This window comes from Chromobacterium sp. Ag138 (assembly GCF_055181315.1).
The window spans coordinates 373604-394586 of sequence record NZ_JBUPWA010000001.1 but is presented as its reverse complement, the minus strand read 5'-3'; the positions used below and the strand labels follow the sequence as shown (position 1 = coordinate 394586).

The following is a 20983-nucleotide window of genomic DNA, read 5'->3' as shown; positions in this document are numbered from 1 at the left end:
GCTTTCGGGGAAGTCGCTGCCTTCGTTATTGCGCCGGGCAGCTGTTGTTGGCGCGGTAATCGACCACCTTGATCTTGCCGCTGATGATCTCGGCCTTGGCGGCGGCGATCTTCTTTTCCATGTCCGGCGTGATCTGCGGACGGTTGTTCTTGTCCAGCGCCCAATCCACGGCTTGCTCCTTCAGGCCCAGCACTTTCACGCCGGACTTCCAGGAGCCGTCCTTGGCTTCCTTGAAGGTGTTGTAGACGGCGACGTCCACTTTTTTAACCATGGAAGTCAGCACCGAGCCCGGGAACAGGTAGTTCTGGTTGCTATCGACGCCGATGGAGAACTTGCCGGCGTTCTTGGCGGCCTGCAGCACGCCCATGCCGGTGCCGCCGGCGGCGACAAAGATCACGTCCGCGCCGCGGTCGAATTGGCTCTTGGCCAGCTCGGTGCCGCGCGCCGGGTCATTGAAAGCCTGCGGCGTGGTGCCGGTCATGTTCTGCAGCACGGTCACGTTCTTGTTGGCGTACTTGGCGCCTTGCGCATAGCCGCAGCCGAAGGCGCGGATCATCGGGATGTCCATGCCACCGATGTAGCCGACCTTGCCGGTCTTGGATTTCAGCGCGGCGGCCATGCCCACCAGGAAGGAGCCTTCCTGTTCCTTGAACACGATGCTCTGCACGTTCGGGCCCTTGGCCACGGCGTCGATCAGGGCGAACTTGACCTTGGGGAATTCCTTGGCCACGGTTTCCACGGCTTGGGAGAAGTTGAAGCCGACGGCGACCACGATGTCGGTGTCGCGGCTGGCCATCTTGCGCAGCAGCTGTTCCTTCTGCGCGTCGGAGGAAATCTGGCCTTCGCGGTAGTTGACCTTGAAGTCCTTCTTGAAACGTTCCGCGCCGTTGTAGGCGGCTTCGCTGAAGCTCTTGTCGAACTTGCCGGCCGAATCGTAGATCACGGCGGGAGTGAAGTCTTTGGCGCACGCGGCAGCGGACAGAACTGCGGCGGCGACAGCGAAGCTGATACGTTTCAGTTGGATGGTCATCTCTATAACTCTTGGATTGAGTTGGTCAACGCGCCTTGGCCCCAGGCAGACGCGGCGAGTGCAACAGTGCTTGGACGTGATATGGAGGCAACCAAACTTGCAACCGGCATGTAACCGGCGAACTACAACCCTGGCTGTGGCGAAGCCGCCCGTGCCCCTCTCGCGCAAGGCGCGAAAGCCGGCTACGGACACCACCATGTCGTTCTTCTGAGCGCGGCGAATTGTAATGAGCGTTCACGGGGCTGTAAACATTTTCCTCTCGACTTTGAAATACTGCGTCGCAAACATTTCTTCACCTGAAAATATTGACTTGGCTGTAAGCCGCGCCAGCCCTGCATTACGCCGACGGCATGCCACGTTTGTCATGACTGTCTTTAATTGGATTGATCCAACACAAAACTTAACGGCTATATCCAAAGCAGCGTGCAAGCCCTACAATTCCGCCCTGCCCAAAACCTTTGTATCCATGCTGCAAATACTGTATCGGGACGATCTGCTGATCGCCATCCACAAGCCATCCAACCTGCTGGTGCATCGCACCGAGCTGGACCGCCACGAAACCCGTTTCGCCATCCAGATGCTGCGCGACCAGATCGGCCGGCGCGTCTACCCGGTCCACCGGCTGGACAAAGGCACCTCGGGGGCGCTGTTGTTCGCGCTGGACAAGGACGTCGGCCGCGAGCTGTCCTGGCAATTCGAACGCCAGCAGGTGCACAAGCGCTACCTCGCCGTGGTTCGCGGCCATGCCGACGACGCGGGACATATCGACCATCCGCTCAGCCGCCGCCCGGACGACCTGGAGTGGATAGGCGAGAAGGTGGAAACCGCGCCGCAGCCGGCCGTCACCGATTACCGCACGCTGGCGCGCGTCGAGCTGCCCATCATGGTGGAACGCTACCTCACCAGCCGCTACAGCCTGCTGGAACTGGAACCTCAGACCGGCCGCCGCCACCAGCTGCGCCGCCATCTGAAGCACATCGCCCATCCCATCATCGGCGATTCCACCTACGGCAAGGGCCGCCACAACCGGATGTTCGCCGACGAGCTGGACTGCCGCCGCATGCTGCTGGCCTGCGTGGAAATGCGGCTGACCCACCCCGTCACCGGCCAGCCGCTGCGGCTGGGCTGCCCGCTGGAAGAGAACTTCTCCGCGCTGCTGACGCGCCTGGGCTGGGCCGACGCCGCGCGCGCCGCCGGCATCGAACTAACCATCTGAAAGACAACAATAATGCTCAGCTACCGCCACGCCTTCCACGCCGGCAACCACGCCGACGTGCTCAAGCATCTGATCGAGATCGAGCTGCTGAATTACCTGGGCCAGAAGGACAAGCCCTACTGGTACATCGACACCCACGCCGGCGCCGGCGCCTACTCGCTGACCGAGGGTTACGCCACCAAGAACGCCGAGTTCGAAACCGGCATCGCCCGCCTGTGGCAGCGCGACGATCTGCCCGAAGCCGTGCGCAACTACGTGGACGTGGTCAAGCGGATCAACCCAGATGGCGAGCTGAAGTTCTACCCCGGCTCGCCTTGGTGCGCCGCCGACGTGATGCCGGAAAGCGACAAGCTGCGCCTGTTCGAGCTGCATCCCAGCGACGCCCAGATCCTGCAGGAGAATTTTTCCGGCAGCGGCCGCCGGGTGCAGATCCAGCAGGCCAACGGCTTTGACGGCATCAAGGCCGTGCTGCCGCCGCCGCCGCGCCGGGCGCTGGTGCTGATCGATCCGCCGTATGAGGACAAGCGCGACTACCACAACGTGGTCGCCGGCTTGAAAGAAGGCCTGAAGCGCTTCGCCACTGGCGTCTACGCGGTGTGGTACCCCTGCCTGCAACGCGCGGAAATGAAAGAGATGATTCCCGAGCTGAAGAAGCTGCCGGCCAAGAGCTGGCTGCGGGCGGAGCTGCACGTGCAAGGCCCGTCGGCGGACGGTTTCGGCATGCACGGCAGCGGCATGTTCATCCTGAATGCGCCGTGGACCCTGCCCAAGACCCTGAACGAGACGCTGCCCTACCTGGTTCAGCGCCTGGGTCTGGACGCCAAGGCCGGCTTCATCCTGGAAACCGGCGGCGATCTGTAAAGCGCCCCGCCGTGCCGCGACAAGCGCCCTTTCCGGGCGCTTTTTTTACGTCCGGCGCCGGCCCCTGCCTGACCATCATCGCCCAACCAAATATAACTCCATGCAAAGCATCTTTATTTGAAATAAAACTACATGACAATCGGCTTTTCAAATGCATAATGCCGATTGCATTTCAATAAAAACCACTGCCATGATGCATGCCGAAGGCGGTGAAATCGTTCGTATGCCGATTAGGCTGTCGCGTGGAAAACCGCCCCGCCAAGCTGGCCGCCGCTTGGATGTGCCCGCAATGCCACGCCCACCCACAGGAGCCGTCATGAGCAAATTGCCGTTCAACCAGGGCCAGCCGGCCTTCGTCCCGCTAAGCACCTACCAACGCTACCCGGAAGCGGAGATGGTAGAGCGCTCGCGCGCTTTCTACGCCGATATCCGCCGCCGCAAGACGGTGCGCGAATTCACCGGCCAGCCCGTTCCACGCGAAGTGATAGAGAATGCGCTGCGCGCCGCCGGCACCGCGCCGTCCGGCGCCAACCACCAGCCCTGGCATTTCGCCGTCGTCGAAGTTCCGGAACTGAAGCGCAAGATACGGGAAGGCGCAGAAGCCGAGGAGCGCGAATTCTATACACACCGCGCGCCGCAGGAATGGAAGGACGCGCTGGCGCCGCTGGGCACCGACGCCGACAAGCCGTTTCTGGAAACCGCGCCTTATCTGATCGCCATCTTCGGCCAGAAAAAGACCGTGCTGGAAGACGGCGGCGAGATCAAGAACTACTACGTGCCGGAGTCGGTATCGATCGCCGCCGGCTTTTTGATCGCCGCGCTGCACCACGCCGGCCTCGCCACCCTCACCCATACGCCCAGCCCGATGAACTTCCTCAACCAACTGCTGAACCGCCCGTCCCACGAGAAGCCCTACATCCTGCTGGTGGCCGGTTATCCGGCGGACGGCTGCATGGTGCCCAATATCGGCAAGAAGCCTTTGGGCGAAATCGCCAGTTTCTTTTAAGGCGCATGGGCAAAAATCCGACTGACGGCCGCCCGCAGCGCCTCCAGTCGGCCAGAATGCGGCCCCTATCGCTCTGCCGCAAACGCCGATTGCAGGAAGCTTGCGACCAGCGCCGGCGATTGCTCGCGCCCGACAGGGTCCCCGCCTATGGTGACGCCCCTGCTCAGGCATGCCTGCGCGGCGATCTTCGCCTCGCCTCCAGGCACGATGCCAGCGCCGCTCGCCATGGTGAACCGTCCCGAGTCCAGATCGTACTCTCCATGGCACAGCCTGGCGCTGGTCGCGCTCGGAACGGCGCGCAGCGGCGTGAACCGGTCGAAAGCATGATAGGCGTCGGAATAGATCTTCACCGTCACCCGCGCGCCCTTGGCCTTCAGATCATCGGCATAGGCCATGCAAGGCGCGGCGGGCGTGTAGTCGTCCTTGCCGCCCAACAGCATCAGGACGGGCGCTCCATCCAGGCGATCAGAGACATAGTGGATGCCGCAGCTGGGGTAGAACGCGACATGCGCGGCGAAACGCAGATCATCATCGATGACGCCCTTTCGGAATGGCTCCAACGAGGAATAGAGCGCGGCGACGCCGCCGCGCGAAAACCCCATCACTGCGATCCGCCTGGGGTCGATCTCCGGATGAGTCGCCAGCAGCCGCAGGGCCGAATAGCCGTCCGCGATATCCGCCGCCATCGACAGCCGCGTCTGGTCTTTTTCGGTCTCTGCGATATTCCGCCCCGAGAAACTGTCGACGACGAAGCTGGCGTATCCCAGCGCGTTCATCCGCTGGGCCCACATCCACTCTCCCGGATTGATGCCGAGGCTGCCGTGGAGAATCACGACGGCGGGAACCGGGCCTTGCGCCTGTTGCGGCAATGACAGCATGCCCGTCACCACCGCCTTCTCCGCAGGCGCGCGCTTCACGAAATCCATGATCTGCCGCGGCGTGACGGATTCGAACGCGAAGGCGCCGACGCGGCCATCGGCCAGGCTAGCAACTGGCGCGGCGCTTACCGTGATTGCGGAGGCGCCGGCATCGCCGCTCCCGGCGAAGCAGGCGATCAATCCAATGAAGCAAACACGACTCAAGATGACGGGCACTGCCGATCCCCCTTGTTCCGTAAACGCCGAATTGAAAAACACGCGTTGACCGCACGATGCGGCGCGCCAAGCGTCCAGTTTTGCCGAATCATATTGCGGTCTTTCCGTTGCGGATGGGCAGCGCTGAAGCAAAGATTCGTCAACAAAAGCAAAGCGCAAAACAAGGGACACGCCTGCCCGCCGCCTTGCAGGGCCTCACAAGCCGGACGCGCCATGGTATGCTGCGCGCCCCGGCACCCGTTTCCATACCTCTCGCATGGCCAAACTGTTTTTCCGATACGCCGCGATGAACAGCGGCAAGAGCACGCAGCTGCTGCAAATCGCCAACAACTACGAATCGATGGACAAAAAAGTGGCGCTGTACACCAGCGCCATCGACGACCGCTACGGCGTGGGCATGATCACCTCGCGGCTGAACATCCAGCGGGAATCCAACACCTTCGACGCCGGCTTCGATTTCCTGGCCCACGATTATGGCGACACCGCCTGCGTTCTGGTGGACGAAGCCCAGTTCATGACGCCTGAACAGGCCCAGCAGCTGCACCGGCTGGCCCACAACCGCAACATTCCGGTGATCTGTTTCGGCCTGCGCACCGACTTCCAGGGCCATCCTTTCCCCGGCTCCGCCTGGCTGCTGTCGCTGGCCGACGACGTGGAAGAGATCAAGACCATCTGCCACTGCGGCCGCAAGGCGACGATGCATATCCGCATCGATGGAGCAGGCCAACGGGTGAAGGAAGGCCCGCAAGTGGAAATCGGCGGCGAGGCGCGCTACCGCGCCGTATGCGGCCGCTGTTTCCACACCGACTGAGCCATCGCGGCGGCCAACATTCCAGAGCCGGCCAAGACCGGCTCGTTTTCATTCCGTGCGCACATAGGCTCGCAAGCGGTGCCCATCCGGGTCCAGCGCGACGAAGGTGCGGCCAAAGTCCATATCCGTGATCGGCTGCGCGATGGGCAGGCCTTGCGCCTGCCAGCTGGCGAAACATGCGTCCAGGGCGGCGAAATCCTCCACCTGCACAACCAACTCTCCGCTGCTGCCGGAAACCTCGGCAGCCGGCTCTGCCGTGTGGCGCGACCACAAGCCCAGCCGCATGCCAGACGCGAACTTGAACATCGCGAAGGTAGGCGATGACTGGATGGGCTGCAGATCAAACAGGCGCGAATAAAAGTCCGCGCTGCGGGTCGGCTGATCCACGTACAAAATCACGAAGTCAGGGTGTTGCATGACGATTCTCCTGGTTGGCGCCGATTAGTTTCGGCATGTAGTCATGCTAACCCGCAATACTGTCAGTTTTTGTCAGTAGTGAACACTCCGCAATTATGACAATATGATCATCACGACTGCAAAAGACAGTCAACTTGCAGACTACTTATTCCCCAATCGTTATATCTCCGCGCCAAGCCTGCATGGCTTGGCTTGGCTTGGCATAGGATGAATAGCAGCCATCCACCGAAACCGCTCAAGGAAACTGCTTGCCTGCGACTGAAGCTTCCATTGCCATGCATGCCGATTACGAAAATGCATCCGCAATCCATATCCGCCGCGGCCATGAAAATGATTTGCCCCTCACCACAGCAGGCAAAATACATGTTGCTCACTGAAATGCCGGCATTGGACCACCCTGATGCCATCCTGCGCCCACTGTATCCGGACGATATCCTGGCTTGGTACGACTACCTGACCCTGCCGCAGGTGTTCGAGCACACCAGTTGGAACGTGCAGGCTCAATCCGAGCTGGAGCACTATGCCAGAGCAGTTCACCGAGGTCAGCGCGCTGCGCTTCGCCATCGCCGGCCGCGACAGCGACCGTCTGCTTGGGACCATAGGCTTTCATACCGTTTCCTCGGTCAATGCCAGCGCGGAAATGGCGTATGATCTGTCTCCCTCCGCCTGGGGCCGCGGCATCGCCACGGCTGCTTGCGCCAGCCTGCTGGAGTGGGGACACGGCCATATCGGCCTGGCCCGCATCCAGGCGACGGCCCTGTCGGAAAACGCGCGCGCCATCCGCGTGCATGAACGTGTCGGCTTTCAGCGCGAAGGTTTGCTGCGTAGCTACCGCAAGGTATGCAGCCCCTCGCGGGATTTTTGGATGTACAGCCATATCGAAGAATAGGAAGTCCAGATGATCCAACTTGCCCTGCAAGATCAAGACATAGAGGGCTGCTTCGCCGTGATGCGGCAATTGCGGCCGCATTTGCAAGCCGGAGTTTTCGTCGAGACTGTGCGCGCCCAAATGGCCGAAGGCTATCAACTGGCCTATCTGCGGGATGGCGACGCCATCGCCTGCGTGGCCGGTTTCCGCATCCAGCGCACGCTGGTCGCCGGCAAGAGCTTGTATATCGACGACCTCGCCACCGATGAAAACATACGTTCACGCGGCCACGGCGCGGCAATGATGGATTGGCTGCGCCAGCTGGCCGTGTCCGAAGGCTGCGGCGAAATCCACCTGGACTCCGGCGTGCGGCGCCACCGCGCCCACCGTTTCTACCTGAACCGCAATATGGACATCGTCGCCCATCACTTCTCTGAATTGCTCAAACATGACTGAAACGGTAACCATCATCGCGCATCAAGCCCGCTGGGCGGACGAGTTCGAAGCCATCGCGGCGCGGCTGCGCGCCGCGCTGGGAGGCCTGGCCCTGCGCATCGACCACATCGGCTCCACCTCCGTGCCCGGTCTGGCGGCAAAGGATGTGATCGACGTTCAGATCACGGTGGCGGAACTGGACGAGAGCGTGCCCCAAAGCCTGAGCGACGCCGGCTTTGCCCTTAAGCCATTCAACCGCGACCACTTGCCGCCCGGATTCGACGATGTCGGAGAGCAATGGCGCAAGTTCTTCTTCCGTGAGCCGGAGGGCGAACGCCGCGCCCACATCCATGTGCGGCGGGTGGGCGCGGCCAATCAGCGCTACGCCCTGTTGTTCCGCGACTATCTGCGCGCCCATCCGGCCATGTCGGCAGCCTACGGCGAACTGAAACGGCGGCTGGCGGCCGGACTTGCCGATTCAGACAGTTATCCGGACGTGAAGGACCCCGCGGTGGACCTGATCTACCTCGCGGCCGAGCAATGGGCGGCTCAGACCGGCTGGCAGCCTGCCGCGTAGCCTGAAAATACCCGCGCAGCCGCTATTCCAGGGCCGCCAGTCGGGCGGAAAAGACTGCTGACAGGAACTGGCAACGGCATCGATTACCTTTGGGCCACCCGCAAGACCCGCTGGGTCCGGGATTCGTTTCCAAACCTACCAAGGCAATCCGATGAAACGCGCCATCACCATCATCACGGACAATTTTTCCGACTGGGAAACCGCACTGATCAATTCCTCAGCCCGCGGCTATTACGGTTTCGACGTCAGCTTCGCCTCCCCCCGCGGCAGGCCGGTCATTTCCTCTGGCGGCCTGATGGTCACGCCCCATCTGGCGGTGGAGGCCATCCAGCTTGAGCGGCTGGACCTGCTGATCGTTTGCGGCGGCGCCATCTGGCAAACCCCGCAGGCGCCGGATATCGCCGGCCTGGTCGCCGCCGCCCGCGTCCAAGGCGCCGTCGTCGCCGGCATCTGCGACGGCACCCGCGCACTGGCCCGGGCCGGCGTGCTGAACAATGCGCGCCATACCTCCAATTCGGCCGACAATCTGGCGCTGCCCGGCTATGCCGGCGCCAGCCTCTACCAGGATGTGCCCCATGCCGTCGGAGACCAGGGCGTCGTCACCGCGCCCGGCACCGCCCCGGTCAGCTTCATGGCGGAAATCCTGGCGGCTCTGGACATAGGCGGCGCCGATCTGGACGCCTATTTGGCGCAGCACGCGGCCGAGCACCGCCGGCGCTGAGCGCCTGGCGTCAAGACGCGTCGACGGCAATGCCCAGCTGCAGCCGCCACTCCTTCAGCAGAACCTGGCGGCGTTTCGGGTAGCGATCCTCCGCGCTTTCGCAGCGCAGAATCCTGTCGCAACGGAAATGGCGGAAATCCTGGCGCAACTCGCACCAGGCCGCCAATACCTGCACCTTCTCGAAAAAGCCCAGCGCGAACGGCCACACCACGCGCCGGCTGTCGCCGCCGTTGACGTCGCGGTAAGACAACACTAGCTTGCGCTGCTGGCGGATGGCGTCGCGCAGCGCGGCCATGTCCACCGTGATGCCAGGCGACTCGGTCGACCCCACCAGCAGCGTCTCATCCTCCAGCCGCCGCCGCAAATCCTCCGGCAGCACGGCGGCCACCTTGGCCAGCGCGTTGCCGGCGGCGCGGGCCAGCCGGGAGTCGGCCCGCTTTTCCACCCAGCGCATGCCCAGCACCAGCGCCTCGATCTCTTCTTCGGCGAACATCAGGGGCGGCAGCAGGAAGCCCGGCCGCAGCAGATAGCCGATTCCCGGCTCGCCGGCGATGTCCGCGCCCTGCATTTGCAGGCTGGCGATATCCCGGTAAACGGTGCGCACGCTGATGCCCAGCTCTTCGGCCAGCGTCTGCGCCGTCACCGGCCGGCGATGGCGGCGCAGCAGCTGCAGCAATTCCAGCAAGCGTTCCGAGCGCGCCATGGATCAGGCTATCGCCGGATAATCGCCCAGGCCGTCCGGCCACGGCGTCAGCACTTCAAAGCCATGATCAGTCACCGCCACCATGTGCTCCCACTGCGCCGACCAGGACCCGTCCTGCGTCACCACGGTCCAGCCGTCGCCCAATTGGCGGGTGCCGGCCTTGCCGGCGTTGATCATCGGCTCGATGGTGAACACCATCCCCGGCCTCAGTTTCAGTCCCGCCCCGGGCCTGCCGTAGTGCAGCACCTCGGGCTCTTCGTGGTAGACCTTGCCTATGCCGTGGCCGCAATACTCGCGCACCACGCTGAAGCCTGCCGCCTCGGTGAGGGTCTGGATCGCATGGCCGACGTCGCCCAGCGTGGCGCCGGGTCGCACCGCGCGGATGCCGGCGCGGGTGGCGTCGTAGCAGACGTCCACCAAGCGCTTCGCCTCGGGCGATGGCGCGCCGACGAAATACATCCGGCTGCTGTCGCCATGCCAGCCGTTCTTGATCACCGCCACGTCGATGTTGACGATGTCGCCGTCGCGCAGAATCTGCTTATCCGACGGAATGCCGTGGCACACCACCTGATTGACCGATGAGCAGATGGTCTTGGGATAGCCGTAATAGCCGACATTCGCCGGCTTGGCCTTCTGCACCTTGACGATGTATTCGTGGCAGCGCGCGTCCAGTTCCTCGGTGCTGACCCCGGGCTTCACATGCTCGCCTATCATCGCCAGCAACTCCGCCACCAGCTTGCCGGCTTCGCGCGCCTTGGCCACTTCGGCCGCGGATTTGATCGTCACCTTGCTCATCGCGCCGCCTCCGCATGCCGGCGCAAATCCAGGCCGCCGCCATCCGGCCCCGCCTGCAGCAGCAACTGGCAGATCTCGCTGTAGCGCAGATCCGGGTTCAGTTCCGCCAGCATGCCGATGCGCAGCCAGTGCTCGGCCTGGGAGTTGATCGAGCGGCTCAGCGCCTCGCTCGCGGTGCGCAGATTGTCGTGCATCCGCTCTGAAATCTTGACGATGCCCATGGCCTCCTCCGATAAGCGATTTATATATGAAACGTATATTAATGGATGACCACGCGTCGACGCAAACATATCGCTGCGATAACCGGTCCGTCGCCGCTGCCCGACACTCCAAGCGCGCGGCCCAGGCCATTCAACTTTGCCCACTCTCTTCCAACTGTGGCTGGAATCAGACAGTCCGGCATCCTGTATTTTCAGGCGTGGCGGCATATACCCGTGGCGGCGGCTTCTGAATTCTTGCAATTCAAATTGAAATTGTACAGAATCAAATTATGGATACCGACAAGCCCAAACAGCGCGGCGGCAAACGCTCAGGCGCCGGCCGCAAGTCCGTCTTCGGCGGCGACAAGACCGTCGCCCTTCGCGTCCCGGAGCCGCTCAAGCCCATCCTGCAGCAATGGCTGGACGATTATCGCAGCTGGCGCACCGCCAACAGCGCGCAGGCATTCGACTTTCGCACTCTGGGCGCGCAGCTGAGCGAACTGTCTTTGCCGCTGTTCGCCGGCAGCGTGCCCGCCGGCTCTCCGGTAGCGACTGACGACCTGAAAGAAGCCGACATCGACCTCAACACCCATCTGGTCAGCCGTCCCGGCGACACCTTCATGGTCAAGGTCAAAGGCGACTCCATGCAGGGCGCGGGCATACACGACGGCGACCTGCTGCTGGTGGAGCGCGGCCGCGAGCCGCGCAACGGCAAGGTGGTGGTGGCAGTGCTGTACGGCGAGTTGACGGTGAAGCGCCTGGAGCGCGGCACCGGTGGCATCCGCCTGCTGCCGGAAAACCCGGCCTACCAACCGATAAACGTGCCGGAAGACGCATCGTTTCATATCTGGGGCGTGGTGACCAATGTCATCCACAAAGTGGACTAGCGCGAAGGAGACCGCAATGGCAAAGCTCAACGACAGCATCAAGATGAAATTCAACGACTGGAAGCGCCTGCCCCGCCCTTACCGCGCGATGATCGCCGGCCAGCCTCAGGTACTGATCAGCCGCACCGGGCGGGATTTCTTCGTGCCAGTTCAGTTTGTCTGACCGCACGTCTCATCGCATCCTTCGCCTGGCGGCAGCGCGCCGCTGGGCGCCATGCGCCGATCCGAGCGCTTGGGCTGCGTGGCGCGAACTCTGGGCGCGCCGCGCAAGGCCGCCCACCTGACCGTCGACAAGCCTTTTCGCGATAGTTGCCGGCGCGGATGGAGCCATCCGCGCCGCACGCCGACGAAACTGCGCGGACCGACTCTTTGCCTGCCGCGGCGCGCCTCAATGCTTGTTCAGTCCAAAGAAGCTGCGAATGCGATCCACCAGCTCGGCCCGCCTCGGCGCATCGCCTTCCGCGTCCAGCGCCGAGTCCGGCGCGCGGTTGCGCTGCTCTTCCAGCCGTTGCGCCAGGATGGCGGAGATGGTTTCCGCCAGCTCCTTGCGCGACACCAGAATGGACTGGAACGCGTCCTTGTCCAGCCTCAGGCATTCGACATTGGAACGCGCGATCACCGTGCTGGAGCGCGACTCGCCGGTCATCAACCCCATCTCGCCGAAAAAACTGCCCGATTTCAACACATCCACCAGCTTGCGGCCGCCGTCCGGCAATTCCACCCACACCTCGACCTCGCCCGACAGCATGATGTAAAGCCAGTGCGCCACCGCCCCCTGGTGCATGATGATGTCGCCGGTGACGAAGGGGGTGAATTTCAGCTGGTCGGCCAGCACCACCATTTCCTCGTCGTTCAGGCTAGACAGCAGCTCCACTTTTCTCAGCGCCAGCACCCGCTCCTCCAGGTGCCGCTTCATCCGCGCCTCGATGTATTTCTCGTTTTCCTTGATGGTCAGCACATTGTAGTAAGGCGAGGCCATCCGCAGATTATGGCGCCGCAGCGCGGCGTCGATATGGGTGCGGACAATGGAGTCGGTATAGTCGTCGGCGGCAAGATCGGTCAGCCAGTAGCGCACCGCGTAGCGGGTATAGCCGTTTTCGAAACCCATCAGTATGCAATTGGGCGCGGGCGTGGCCGCCACGCCGGGCAATTGCGCCTCGCGCAGCGATTTCTCCACCACGCCGATGATCTGCGTCGGCAGGGTGTCCCAATTGATATTGAACCAGACCCAGCGCCTCCACTGCTGCGGATTGCCGCGCCGCTTGCCCAGGATGGAGAAGTGGTTCTTCATCAGCACGCTATTGGGAACCACCACCGTCTCCCAATTGCGCGTTTCCACGGAAGTGGCGCGCCAATTGATCTCCACCACCCTGCCCACCAGGTCTCCGCTCTTGATCCAGTCGCCGATCTCCACTGAATTGTCCACTTGCAGGGACAGCCCCGCCAGGATGTTGCCCAATGTGTCCTGCATCGCGAAAGCCAGCACCGCGGTGATGACGGCGGATGTCGTGACGATGTGGCTCAAATCCAGGCCCGCAAGCCGCAGCAACACCAAACCCCAGGCGATATAGCCTAGCACCACCAGAATTTCCTCGAGAATGCGGGGAGGATTGATACGCAGCACCGGCAACAGCAGCCGGAACAACAGCATCGCCCACAGGCGGATCATGGCCAGGCCCAGCACGATCACAGCGGCCTGCCTCACCCACTGTCCGGACTCGGTCGGAGGGCTGACATTGACCACCAGCAAGCCGATCAGCGCGATCAGCAATGTGCTCCGCACGCGTTTTCGGCTGTCTGCATGGGTTATGTACAACAAAATGGAGAGGGCCGCGGCAATCGCGACAAAGACCGTCAAAGAACCGTACCAGACAGCGGGGATCAGCTTTTCCAGCCAGCTGACAGCGGGTGGGGTGTCCATGCTTGTTCCGACATGATTTTTTCTAATTATTAGTTCATGATTGCGGATAAAAAAAATCCCTCCCGTGAGGGAGGGGTGCAAGGTATCGGGGAAGTGTAAGATCTGCAGCCAGGCAGGCCGGCAGATGTTACAGCGCGCTGCTTTACCAAAGCAGCACGCGTTTTGATGTTAGCAACTGTTTCCGAATTGCGGTATGAGTATATTTACTTAACTTGCCTTGCAATCAGAATATTCTCAATCTTTTCAGACTCTTGCTCGCGCCTTACCGCCGCAAACAACTGCTCGGCCTCCGGCCAGGTGCGCTTGAGCAAACCCAGCCATTGCTTGAGCCTGGCCGCCGGATAACGCTCTTCCCCGGACTTTTGCCTGCACATCCGGAAGAATTCCAATACCCACGGCATCATCTCGCTCCAAAGCATCGGTTCGGCCGGCCCGCCAGCCGAGATGCGCCGCGCCAAATCCGGACAGGCCACCAATCCGCGCCCTATCATCACCGTGTCGCAACCGCTCTCCTCCCGGATCGCGCGGTAATCCGCCATCGTCCAGACTTCGCCATTGGCGGTCACCGGGATATCTACGCTTTCGCGTATGCGCGCGATCCAGTCCCAGTGGGCCGGAGGCTTATAGCCTTCCACCTTGGTGCGGCCGTGGACGGTCAATTCGTCGGCGCCGGCGCTGGCTATCGCCTGCGCGCACTCCAGCGCCAGGCTCTTGTCCTCGAATCCCAGCCGCATCTTGGCCGTCACCGGCACCTCCGGCGGCACCGCGCGGCGAACCGCGGCGACAATCTGGTGCAGCAGCTCCGGCTCCTTGAGCAAAACCGCCCCGCCGCGGTGGCGGTTGACTGTGGGCGCAGGACAGCCGAAATTCAGGTCTACGCCGGGCGCCCCCAGGCTTGCCGCCTTTGCGCCGTTCTCGGCCAGGCAAGAAACGTCGGAGCCCAGCAACTGTACCCGCACCGGCACGCCGGCCCGGGTATTGCCCTGATTGTCGAGCTCCGGCGCCAGGCGCATGAAGGTGCGCGTGGGCAGCAAGACGGAGGTGACGCGCACGAATTCGGTCACACATAGATCGATGCCGCCCACGCGAGTCAGCACGTCGCGCATCACATCGTCAACCAGGCCCTCCATCGGGGCAAGCACCAGCTTCATTGTCTAACCTGCTGAAAAAGGGCGCTATTGTACCCCAGCGCCGCCATGCCATCACGGAGATTGTAGATGGACATACAATTGAGCATCGCCACCCCGGAGTCGGTTTCCGAATGGCTGCCGCTGTTCACCGCCTATCTGGATTTCTACCGCGTCCATCCATCGCCAGGGCCATGCCGGGAATACCTGAGCGAACGGCTGCGCCGCCGCCAGGCCGTGGCCTTCCTGGCCAAACGCGATGGCGCCGCCCTGGGTTTTGCGCTGATGTATGCCGGATTTTCCTCGTTGTCGCTGCGCCCCTGCTGGATGCTGCACGATCTCTATGTCGCCGCCAGCGCGCGCCGGCACGGCGTCGGCAAGCTGCTGATCCTGCGTTGCCAGCAATACGCGCGGGACATGGGCGGCGGCGAAATCATGCTCCAGACCGCGCATGACAATCTGGGTGCGCAGCGCTTGTATGAAAGCCTGGGCTTCGCTCTGGACAACGACTTTCGCGTGTACGGCTGGCGCAGCGGCGATTCTTGACGCCCCGGCCGCGCTGCGGCATCCTCGCCCACCCGCCGGCCAATACACAGGAGAAGTCCGCATGACAGCGCCAGGAATCTATCAGCATTATCGCAACCGCCAGCTCTATCAGGTTCTCGGCACCGCCGAACACTCGGAAACCCGGGAGCCGCTGGTGATGTACCGCGCGCTGTACGGCGACTACGGTCTGTGGGCCCGCCCCGCCGGGATGTTTGAGGAAATGGTGGAGCATGAAGGCCGCCAGATGCCCCGTTTCAGCCTGGTAAAGGCGCTGTAGGCCGGCGCGATGCGCATCTATCGGACCGACCAGTTTGCGCTGCCCCTGCCGCCGGGCCACCGTTTTCCCGTGGAGAAATACCGGCTGCTGGCCGAGCGGGTATCGGCCTTCGCCGCGGACAGGATGGAAACCGCGCCGGCTGCGACCCGCGGCGAGCTGCTGCACGCTCACCATCCGGACTATGTCGACGCAGTGCTGAACGGCACGCTGGACACGACCGGCCAACGGGAAATCGGACTGCCCTGGTCGCCGGAGCTGGTCGAACGCAGCCGCCGCTCGGTCGGCGCCACCGTGGCCGCCAGCCGCGCGGCGCTGCTGGAAGGCTGCGGCGTCAACCTGGCCGGCGGCACCCACCATGCCGGCCCGGATCGCGGCAGCGGTTTTTGCGTATTCAACGACATCGCCGTGGCGTCGATGCTGATGCTGGCGGAAGGCCGCGTCCGCCGCGTCCTGATCCTGGATCTTGACGTCCACCAGGGCGACGGCACCGCAGCCATCGCGGCCGGCGAGCCCCGCATCTTCACTTTTTCCATGCATGGCGCGCGCAACTTTCCCTTCCGCCGCGTCGACAGCGACTGGGACATCGACCTGCCCGACGGCACCGAAGACGCCGCCTATCTGGACGCGCTGGACGGCGCGCTGCCAGCGCTGTTCACCCGCGCCCGCCCCGACCTGGTGTGCTACCTGGCCGGCGCCGACCCCTACCGCGGCGACCGCCTGGGCCGACTGGCGCTGAGCCCGCAAGGCCTGGCCGAGCGCGATCGCATGGTGATGGACGCCTGCCGCCGCCGCGACGCGGCGCTGGTCGTGACCATGGCTGGAGGCTATGCGGTTCCGATCACGGACACCGTGACAATACAGACCGAAACGGTCAGACTCGCGTGTGATATTTTCGGCGCTAAGCCGACCAACCGCTGAGCGCCGCTGATCATGCTGCCAGCCCAGAGCCGTTTCGGATCACGTGGCAGACCGTCGTCAGCCGCGCCGCGTTCCCAACCCAGTTGACACAGGAGTTCATCATGGAAAAAGCAATTCTGGGCGGCGGCTGCTTCTGGTGCCTGGAGGCGGCCTTCTCCCGGCTGAAAGGCGTGGAGCGGGTGGTTTCCGGCTACTGCGGCGGCCACACCGACAATCCGGACTATCGCCAGGTCTGCTCCGGAGCTTCCGGCCACGTGGAAGTGGTGGAAATCGATTACGATCCCTCCCGCATCGATTACGCCACATTGCTGCAGGTGTTTTTCGCCGTGCACGATCCCACTACGCTGAACCGCCAGGGCCACGATGTCGGCACCCAGTACGCGTCGGCGATCTTCTACCGGAGCGACGCCCAGCGGGAATGCGCGGAGCGCGTCATCGGCGAGTTGGTCCGCGAACAGGTGTTCGATGCCCCCATCGTCACCCGGCTGGAGCCCGCTCCCCGTTTCCACCCGGCAGAGGACTACCACCAGAATTACTATGCGCAGAACCAGCAGCAGACTTACTGCCAACTGGTGATTTCTCCCAAACTGGCAAAAATCCGTAGTCGATTCTCTCATTTACTGCAAAACTAACGGGCAGATTCGGGGCGCGGCCGGTATAATGGCACGCGCCCCGCGGCACGTGTACCAACCTTGCATCCACCAAAGTCCGAAGCATGTCCGATGTCGAAGTGCCACGCCCCTCCTCGTTCAACGCGCTCCGTACCCATCTGCATCTGTTGCGCCATGCCTCCGCCCGCAGCAAGGGGCTGAGCGTGCTTTGCCTGCTGCTCGCCTTCAGCCTGCTGATGGCGCACGCGCTGCTATTGGATATCCGCCAGCAGCGCCACGAATTTCGCCAGACGGTGGAGCTGCTGCTGCAGAACGTCAACAGCCGCTTGCGCAGCAGCGAGTTGCTGCAGGACGAAGTGGGCGACATCGCCTCCAACGATGCCCCGGGCGGACGGGCGCGGATACGGGAGTTGGTGCAGATCGCCACGCAAACCCAGCCTCAGCTGTACTTCATCGGCTACCAGCCGCTGGTGGAACAGGCAGAGCGAGCCCGCTTCGAACGCGAGCAGGCGCAACGGCTGGGCCAGCCTTATGCGATTCGCGATTACTTGCACAACCAGCTCAATACCTGGCGCGATCGGGCGGCCTGGCGCGCCGCGCCGCAGCGGTCGCGCTATCTGCCGCTCAGCATGGCCGAGCCGGGGCTCGCCTCGCCGGACTGGCGGGAAATGGGATTGGATCTGCTGGACGACTCCGTGCTGTCCTCGGCGGTCAACCGCGCGCTGGGGCACCTGCAGGCTTCGTCGCCAACGCTGCTGCTGCGCAACGGCGAGTGGGGATTGGCCCTGTTCCAGACCGTCTACCGCATCGCTCCGCCCTCGCCCGTTCCCATGGTGCGCATCGAGCAAGCCGCCGGCGTGGTGATGCAAGTGCTGTGCCTGCGGCCGCTGCTGGCCCTGCCGCCCTCCCTCGAGGGCCGCTACACATTGCAGCTGCTGCGCCGCGACAATGCAAACGACCCCGGCATCATTCAATTGCAGAACCAGAAATCAGACCGGGCGGATTCTCGGCTGGACTGGCTGCTGCCCCAGCTCAGCTACCGGGCCAATCTCAACTTGTCCGCCCTGCCTTACGACATGAGGCTCAGCCGCCAGCTGCGGCTGGAGCGCACCACGGCGGCGGAGGTCGCGCTATGCCTGCTGATCGCGCTGCTGCCCTCCTATCTACTCTGGGTGGTGCTGGCGCTGCTGGAGCACAACCGCCAGTCGCGGGAACAGATCCAGGATGACATTTTCCGCGAGCGCGAATACGCCAGCGTCGCCCTGCGCGGCATCAGCGACGCGGTGATCAGCATAGACACCGAGCAGGTGATCCAATATCTGAACCCGGCAGCGGAAACCTTGCTGGGCCTGCCCGCCACCCAACTGCTGCAGCGGCGGCTGAAGCAGGTGGCGCCGCTGCATTACGAGTTTTCCCGCCAGCCGGTGCTGGATCCGATAGAACAGGCTGTGTCGACGCTGCAAGTGGTTCATCTGGCGCAAAACTGCTATCTGAAGCGGCACAGCGGCGAAAAGCTGCTGGTGGAGGGGGCCGTGGCGGCGTTGCTCGGGCGCAACGGCCAGTTGATCGGCAGCGTGCTGACCTTCCGCGACACCGCGCCCATCCGCCGCCGCATGCTGGCGGCGCTGGAAGCCAGCGAAAGCCGGCTGCGCCAGCACGAACTGGAGCTGGCCCGCGTCACCCGCATCAACACCATGGGCGAAATGGCCTCCGGCATCGCCCATGAGATCAATCAGCCGCTATCGGCCATCATGAGCTACTGCCAGGCCGGCCTCAGCCTGCTGGAGGACGATGAGCAGGACATCGCCATGCTGCGCCGCGCGCTGACTTCATCGGTCAACCAGGCCGACCGCGCCGGCCGCATCATCCGCCGGCTGCGGGAATTCGTCACCCAAAAGAACCAGCAACTGACGCCAGTACAGTTGAATCAGGCTGTGCATAACGCCTTGTCGCTGCTGGATTACGAATTGCACGATCACGACATTCACATCGAGCAAAACTTCGCGCCTGAGTTGCCGTTGGTATACGCTGACACTATCCAGTTGGAACAGGTGGTGCTGAACTTGGCGCGCAACGCGGTGGAAGCCATGGAGCAAACCCGGCCCTGGGGACGCCTGAGCATCACCACCCGCCGCCAGGGCGAGCGCGTGCAGCTCATCATCAGCGACAACGGCTGCGGCATCCCCTCGGACAAGCTGGACCGGATTTTCGACCCTTTCTTCAGCACCAAGCCCAATGGCATGGGGCTGGGGCTGGCCATCTGCCAGACCGCGGTCGAAGCCTTCGGCGGCAAGTTGATAGCCGGCAACAAGCCCGGCTCGGGAGCGGAGTTCATCATTGACCTGCCATGCGCCCCGCGCGACATGGCCGTAACATCCGGAGCGGAAGCCTGATGCAAAACACGACCCCTACCGTATTCATCGTCGACGATGACCCGGCCGTACTCGACTCTCTGGCCATGCTGATCACCGCCCAGGGCATGAAAACAGTCGCTTTCCCCAATGCGATGGAGTTTCTGGACGGCTATCAGGGCAACCAGATCTGCTGCCTGGTGCTGGACATCCGCATGCCGCAGATCACCGGCCTCGCGCTGCAACAGCAATTGATGGAGCGCGACATCAACATCCCCATCGTGTTCATCACCGGCCATGGCGACATCGAGCAGTGCCGACGCGCGTTCCAGACCGGCGCCATCGATTTTCTGACCAAGCCGATAGATCAGAACCGCCTGATCGCCAGCCTGCGCCGCGGCATACGCATCAGCATCCAGCAGCACCAGCAGGAAGAGGAAACGCAGGAGGTGATGAGCCAGCTGGCCCGCATCAGCGGGCGCGAGCGCGAAGTGCTGGAGCTGGTGGCCGACGGCCTGTCCAGCAAGGAAATCGCGCGCGAACTGGACCTGTCGCCGCGCACCATCGAAGTCCACCGCGCCAATCTGTTCAGCAAACTGGGAGTGGACTCGCTGGCCGATCTGGTGCGCTTCTATCTGAAGGCGCTGGAAGCCACCGGCAAGAAACAACGGATAGACGAAGAGATTTTGCTCAACGAATTCCCGCCAAACCAGTAGAATCGCCGCATGGAAAGATTGTTCAAACACATCTGCCTGGTGGCGCGCCACAGCAAGCCCGGCATCGCTCCCGCGCTGATGCAGCTGGCCGATCACCTGGCCGCTGGCGGCGCCACGGTGCTGATCGACAAGGAAAGCATCGCGCCGGCCGAAGCCAACGGCCACGCGCTGATAGACCGCACCGACATGGGCAAGCTGGCGGATCTCTGCATCGTGCTGGGCGGCGACGGCACCATGCTCTCCATCGCCCGCCTGCTGGCTCCGTACCGGGTGCCGCTGGTCGGCATCAACCAGGGCCGGCTGGGCTTCATGACCGACATCCCGCTGCACGAGATGCTGGATTCAGTGGACGCCATCCTGCACGGCAAATTCGTGCCGGAAGACCGCATCCTGCTGCAAGCCTCCGTCGTGCGCGAAGACGCCGAAGTAGCCGGCGCGCTGGCCTTCAACGACGTGGTGTTCAGCCGCGGCGCGGTGGGCTCGATGATCGAATTCGAAATCTTCATCGACAACCAGTTCGTCTACAGCCAGCGCTCGGACGGCCTGATCGTGTCCACCCCTACCGGCTCCACCGCCTACTCGCTGGCCTCCGGCGGCCCCATCCTGCACCCCACGCTGCAGGCCATCGCCCTAGTGCCGATCTGCCCACAGTCGCTGTCCAACCGGCCGATTGCCGTCAACGACTCCTGCGAGGTGGAATTCATGCTGACCCGCGGGCTGGACGCGCGCGTGCACTTCGACGGCCAGCTGCACTGCGACCTGATGGAAATGGACCGGGTGCTGATCCGCCGCTACCGCAACCCGCTGCGCATCCTGCACCCGGAAGGCTACAACTACTACGACATGCTGCGCCACAAGCTGCACTGGGGCGAGCGCCTGATCTAACCGGAAACGA

At 63.2% G+C, this 20983-nt stretch carries 25 protein-coding genes; 17 read left to right on the top strand and 8 right to left on the bottom strand.

What is annotated here, in order from left to right:
- Nucleotides 1-25: 25 nt before the first annotated feature.
- Nucleotides 26-1030 (bottom strand): BMP family lipoprotein, encoded by a 1005-nt coding sequence (locus ACY3GB_RS01995; protein ID WP_021476813.1) that lies wholly within the window; start codon nucleotides 1028-1030, stop codon nucleotides 26-28.
- A 466-nt stretch (nucleotides 1031-1496) separates the two neighbouring features.
- Between ACY3GB_RS01995 and ACY3GB_RS01990 the strand changes: the two genes are divergently transcribed.
- The 3 genes from ACY3GB_RS01990 (at nucleotide 1497) to ACY3GB_RS01980 (ending at nucleotide 4113) form a co-directional block, all read left to right on the top strand.
- The gene (locus tag ACY3GB_RS01990; RefSeq protein ID WP_463087246.1) at nucleotides 1497-2246 is read left to right on the top strand and encodes a tRNA pseudouridine(65) synthase TruC; all 750 of its coding nucleotides are present in this window, start codon (nucleotides 1497-1499) and stop codon (nucleotides 2244-2246) included.
- 12 nt (nucleotides 2247-2258) lie between these two features.
- Nucleotides 2259-3107 carry a 23S rRNA (adenine(2030)-N(6))-methyltransferase RlmJ gene (locus ACY3GB_RS01985; protein ID WP_463087245.1) on the top strand — a complete coding sequence of 283 codons (849 nt, stop codon included), beginning with the start codon at nucleotides 2259-2261 and terminating at the stop codon, nucleotides 3105-3107.
- A gap of 316 nt (nucleotides 3108-3423) precedes the next feature.
- Nucleotides 3424-4113, top strand: coding sequence for a nitroreductase family protein (locus tag ACY3GB_RS01980; RefSeq protein WP_463087244.1), 690 nt, complete (start codon nucleotides 3424-3426; stop codon nucleotides 4111-4113).
- 65 nt (nucleotides 4114-4178) lie between these two features.
- Here ACY3GB_RS01980 and ACY3GB_RS01975 read toward each other — a convergent pair whose 3' ends face one another.
- Nucleotides 4179-5207, bottom strand: a complete 1029-nt coding sequence (locus ACY3GB_RS01975; RefSeq protein ID WP_463087243.1) for a dienelactone hydrolase family protein — start codon at nucleotides 5205-5207, stop codon at nucleotides 4179-4181.
- A gap of 256 nt (nucleotides 5208-5463) precedes the next feature.
- Between ACY3GB_RS01975 and ACY3GB_RS01970 the strand changes: the two genes are divergently transcribed.
- Nucleotides 5464-6018 (top strand): thymidine kinase, encoded by a 555-nt coding sequence (locus ACY3GB_RS01970; protein WP_463087242.1) that lies wholly within the window; start codon nucleotides 5464-5466, stop codon nucleotides 6016-6018.
- A gap of 48 nt (nucleotides 6019-6066) precedes the next feature.
- Here the strand turns inward: ACY3GB_RS01970 and ACY3GB_RS01965 are convergent, their stop codons facing one another.
- The gene (locus ACY3GB_RS01965) at nucleotides 6067-6435 is read right to left on the bottom strand and encodes a VOC family protein (RefSeq protein ID WP_463087241.1); all 369 of its coding nucleotides are present in this window, start codon (nucleotides 6433-6435) and stop codon (nucleotides 6067-6069) included.
- A 520-nt stretch (nucleotides 6436-6955) separates the two neighbouring features.
- Between ACY3GB_RS01965 and ACY3GB_RS01960 the strand changes: the two genes are divergently transcribed.
- From ACY3GB_RS01960 to ACY3GB_RS01945, 4 genes are all read left to right on the top strand, one after another.
- The gene (locus ACY3GB_RS01960; protein WP_463087240.1) at nucleotides 6956-7324 is read left to right on the top strand and encodes a GNAT family N-acetyltransferase; all 369 of its coding nucleotides are present in this window, start codon (nucleotides 6956-6958) and stop codon (nucleotides 7322-7324) included.
- A 9-nt stretch (nucleotides 7325-7333) separates the two neighbouring features.
- Nucleotides 7334-7759, top strand: coding sequence for a GNAT family N-acetyltransferase (locus ACY3GB_RS01955; protein ID WP_463087239.1), 426 nt, complete (start codon nucleotides 7334-7336; stop codon nucleotides 7757-7759).
- On the top strand, nucleotides 7752-8315 hold the full coding sequence (locus ACY3GB_RS01950; RefSeq protein ID WP_463087238.1) for a GrpB family protein: 564 nt from the start codon (nucleotides 7752-7754) through the stop codon (nucleotides 8313-8315). Before ACY3GB_RS01955 ends, ACY3GB_RS01950 begins: the two co-directional genes overlap by 8 nt.
- A 151-nt stretch (nucleotides 8316-8466) precedes the next feature.
- The gene (locus ACY3GB_RS01945) at nucleotides 8467-9036 is read left to right on the top strand and encodes a type 1 glutamine amidotransferase family protein (protein ID WP_463087237.1); all 570 of its coding nucleotides are present in this window, start codon (nucleotides 8467-8469) and stop codon (nucleotides 9034-9036) included.
- 10 nt (nucleotides 9037-9046) lie between these two features.
- Here ACY3GB_RS01945 and ACY3GB_RS01940 read toward each other — a convergent pair whose 3' ends face one another.
- Genes ACY3GB_RS01940 through ACY3GB_RS01930 form a run of 3 tightly spaced genes read right to left on the bottom strand, consistent with a single transcriptional unit; the run spans nucleotide 9047 to nucleotide 10755 of the window.
- The gene (locus ACY3GB_RS01940; protein WP_463087236.1) at nucleotides 9047-9739 is read right to left on the bottom strand and encodes a helix-turn-helix transcriptional regulator; all 693 of its coding nucleotides are present in this window, start codon (nucleotides 9737-9739) and stop codon (nucleotides 9047-9049) included.
- A 3-nt stretch (nucleotides 9740-9742) separates the two neighbouring features.
- On the bottom strand, nucleotides 9743-10534 hold the full coding sequence (gene map / locus ACY3GB_RS01935; RefSeq protein WP_463087235.1) for a type I methionyl aminopeptidase: 792 nt from the start codon (nucleotides 10532-10534) through the stop codon (nucleotides 9743-9745).
- On the bottom strand, nucleotides 10531-10755 hold the full coding sequence (locus ACY3GB_RS01930; RefSeq protein WP_463087234.1) for a ParD-like family protein: 225 nt from the start codon (nucleotides 10753-10755) through the stop codon (nucleotides 10531-10533). The genes map and ACY3GB_RS01930 overlap by 4 nt, the downstream gene beginning before the upstream one ends.
- A 269-nt stretch (nucleotides 10756-11024) precedes the next feature.
- On the opposite strand from ACY3GB_RS01930, the gene ACY3GB_RS01925 reads away from it, so the two are divergent.
- Complete coding sequence (locus tag ACY3GB_RS01925) at nucleotides 11025-11621, top strand: LexA family protein (protein WP_463087233.1); 597 nt, start codon at nucleotides 11025-11027, stop codon at nucleotides 11619-11621.
- 16 nt (nucleotides 11622-11637) lie between these two features.
- Nucleotides 11638-11784 (top strand): hypothetical protein, encoded by a 147-nt coding sequence (locus ACY3GB_RS01920; RefSeq protein ID WP_463087232.1) that lies wholly within the window; start codon nucleotides 11638-11640, stop codon nucleotides 11782-11784.
- Between the two features lie 225 nt (nucleotides 11785-12009).
- On the opposite strand, the gene ACY3GB_RS01915 is transcribed toward ACY3GB_RS01920, so the two are convergent.
- Entirely contained in the window at nucleotides 12010-13404 is a 1395-nt protein-coding gene (locus tag ACY3GB_RS01915) for a cyclic nucleotide-binding domain-containing protein (protein ID WP_463087231.1), read from the bottom strand.
- Nucleotides 13405-13745: 341 nt separating this feature from the next.
- Nucleotides 13746-14693, bottom strand: a complete 948-nt coding sequence (locus tag ACY3GB_RS01910) for a tRNA dihydrouridine synthase (RefSeq protein ID WP_463087230.1) — start codon at nucleotides 14691-14693, stop codon at nucleotides 13746-13748.
- A 66-nt stretch (nucleotides 14694-14759) separates the two neighbouring features.
- Between ACY3GB_RS01910 and ACY3GB_RS01905 the strand changes: the two genes are divergently transcribed.
- The 7 genes from ACY3GB_RS01905 (at nucleotide 14760) to ACY3GB_RS01875 (ending at nucleotide 20973) form a co-directional block, all read left to right on the top strand.
- A complete protein-coding gene (locus ACY3GB_RS01905) occupies nucleotides 14760-15215 on the top strand; it encodes an N-acetyltransferase family protein (RefSeq protein WP_463087229.1) in 456 nt (151 codons plus the stop codon).
- 61 nt (nucleotides 15216-15276) lie between these two features.
- Nucleotides 15277-15492, top strand: coding sequence for a DUF1653 domain-containing protein (locus ACY3GB_RS01900; RefSeq protein ID WP_021476789.1), 216 nt, complete (start codon nucleotides 15277-15279; stop codon nucleotides 15490-15492).
- A 9-nt stretch (nucleotides 15493-15501) separates the two neighbouring features.
- On the top strand, nucleotides 15502-16410 hold the full coding sequence (locus ACY3GB_RS01895; protein WP_463087228.1) for a histone deacetylase family protein: 909 nt from the start codon (nucleotides 15502-15504) through the stop codon (nucleotides 16408-16410).
- A 101-nt stretch (nucleotides 16411-16511) separates the two neighbouring features.
- Nucleotides 16512-17042, top strand: a complete 531-nt coding sequence (gene msrA, locus ACY3GB_RS01890) for a peptide-methionine (S)-S-oxide reductase MsrA (protein WP_463087227.1) — start codon at nucleotides 16512-16514, stop codon at nucleotides 17040-17042.
- Nucleotides 17043-17125: 83 nt separating this feature from the next.
- The gene (locus tag ACY3GB_RS01885) at nucleotides 17126-19414 is read left to right on the top strand and encodes an ATP-binding protein (protein WP_463087226.1); all 2289 of its coding nucleotides are present in this window, start codon (nucleotides 17126-17128) and stop codon (nucleotides 19412-19414) included.
- A complete protein-coding gene (locus tag ACY3GB_RS01880) occupies nucleotides 19414-20088 on the top strand; it encodes a response regulator transcription factor (RefSeq protein ID WP_046156464.1) in 675 nt (224 codons plus the stop codon). Before ACY3GB_RS01885 ends, ACY3GB_RS01880 begins: the two co-directional genes overlap by 1 nt.
- Nucleotides 20089-20097: 9 nt before the next feature.
- The gene (locus ACY3GB_RS01875; RefSeq protein ID WP_463087225.1) at nucleotides 20098-20973 is read left to right on the top strand and encodes an NAD kinase; all 876 of its coding nucleotides are present in this window, start codon (nucleotides 20098-20100) and stop codon (nucleotides 20971-20973) included.
- Nucleotides 20974-20983 lie beyond the last annotated feature (10 nt).